The organism is Gemmiger sp. An194 (genome assembly GCF_002160145.1).
Classification (GTDB): Bacteria; Bacillota; Clostridia; order Oscillospirales; family Ruminococcaceae; genus Allofournierella.
Genome location: NZ_NFKA01000044.1, coordinates 1 through 1,451 on the forward strand (window position 1 = coordinate 1; position 1,451 = coordinate 1,451).

4 protein-coding genes are annotated in these 1,451 nt (G+C 49.5%); 3 read left to right on the forward strand and 1 reads right to left on the reverse strand.

Annotation, left to right across the window (positions count from 1 at the left end; all coding sequences use genetic code 11):
* Positions 1-263: helix-turn-helix domain-containing protein (locus B5F28_RS14620; protein WP_158097614.1), on the reverse strand; the 263-nt coding region annotated here is incomplete at its 3' end.
* Between the two features lie 142 nt (positions 264-405).
* Between B5F28_RS14620 and B5F28_RS14315 the strand changes: the two genes are divergently transcribed.
* From B5F28_RS14315 to B5F28_RS14325, 3 genes are all read left to right on the forward strand, one after another.
* Positions 406-621, forward strand: a complete 216-nt coding sequence (locus tag B5F28_RS14315; RefSeq protein WP_087296496.1) for a DUF739 family protein — start codon at positions 406-408, stop codon at positions 619-621.
* A 29-nt stretch (positions 622-650) separates the two neighbouring features.
* On the forward strand, positions 651-1,211 hold the full coding sequence (locus B5F28_RS14320) for a BRO-N domain-containing protein (protein WP_087296497.1): 561 nt from the start codon (positions 651-653) through the stop codon (positions 1,209-1,211).
* A 34-nt stretch (positions 1,212-1,245) separates the two neighbouring features.
* Positions 1,246-1,451: hypothetical protein (locus tag B5F28_RS14325; RefSeq protein ID WP_143424778.1), on the forward strand; the 206-nt coding region annotated here is incomplete at its 3' end.

The following is a 1,451-nucleotide window of genomic DNA, read 5'->3' on the forward strand; positions in this document are numbered from 1 at the left end:
ATGTTGGAGGGGAGGTGGAGGGTATTGTCCTTCTCTGCCGAAGCGGCGTTCCGGTCCATCGGTACGTCATAGCCCATCAGCCATGCTTCGCTTACGTCTAAGGTTTGAGACATGAGATAAATCCTATCCTGCTTTGGTTTGGCGTATCCGCTCAGGTATTGAGAGATTGATGATTTAGGGATTCCAGTTGCTTGACATAGTTCTATTTGGGATATTCCACGCGCCGACAAGGCGGCTTTCAGACGATTTTTTATTTCATCCACAAAATTCACCTCAACTTTGACCGGTTTAATTGTATCATAGGTGGTCTTCAATTTCAACATGAAAGTTTAAGAAAATTAAATTTTTGTGTTGACAATGTAGTTTAAAAGTGTTAAACTGTTCGTGTCGAAGGGAGGTGATTGAGTGGCATTCGACTATAGCAAGCTCAGAGGGAAGATTATTGAAAAGTATGGTTCGCAAAACGTTTTTGCGTCTAAATACGGCGTTTCAGTAAACTCCCTTTCAAGAAAAATGAACAATAAAACGAGATTTACTTCCGATGATATTGTTCGCATTTCTGAACTGTTGGAAATTCCCAAAGAGCGTGTTGGGGAATATTTTTTTACCCCAAAAGTTTAAAAATATTAAACCATCGAAAGGAGAACCACATGAACAACTTACAGATTTTTGTGTACAGCGGCGAGCAGCTGCGCACCGTCCAGCGGGATGACGGCCTGTGGTGGGTGCTGCGGGATGTTTGCCGGGTGCTGAATATCGGGAATGTAACCGACACCAAAAAGCGGCTCGACCCGGATGAGGTCGATTTGACCGACCTCATCGATTCGATGGGGCGTGTCCAGGCAACCACCATCATCAACGAACCCGGTCTTTACTCCGTCATCCTTCGGTCGGACAAGCCGGAGGCGAAACAGTTCAAGCGCTGGGTGACCCACGATGTGCTGCCCAGCATCCGTAAGACCGGAGCTTATGGCGTGCCGCCGGAACGATTGGCCAAGCTGGATGAATATCAGGCAAAGCTGGATCGGAACCGCAAGCTGCTGGCGGATATTGAACGCATCACCGCTCAGGCCGGCAGGCAAGCGCACGAAGCCCGGAAATGCTATGACGAGTGGCGCAAGACGCGGGAAGGGATTCGCGACAATGTGCGCTTCTGGGAAGAGTGCATTGCCCAGGAGATCAGGCAGCTGAGCGAAGGGGCAGTCAAATAAAAAGCCCGCACAAGGCGGGCGGAAAGGAGCATTTATGAAAATCAAAACCTTTAAAGAGTGGGCCGCGGCGGTAGAAAGGGAATACGTCAAGTTTTCCACCATGCACGATTACCTGAATGTTGGCGGAGTGGCCCGCCTCAATACGTTCCGGGTGCTCAGTGATGCATCGTGCTTTGCCTCGACCGCCAGCGAGATGCTGGAACTGATCGAAGCCTATGAAGGGCTTTCCGAAGCCCCCAA

Excerpts from the sequence above, each read along its gene's own strand:
- B5F28_RS14320 (WP_087296497.1), top strand. The coding sequence starts at position 651 with ATGAACAACTTACAGATTTTTGTGTACAGCGGCGAGCAGCTGCGCACC.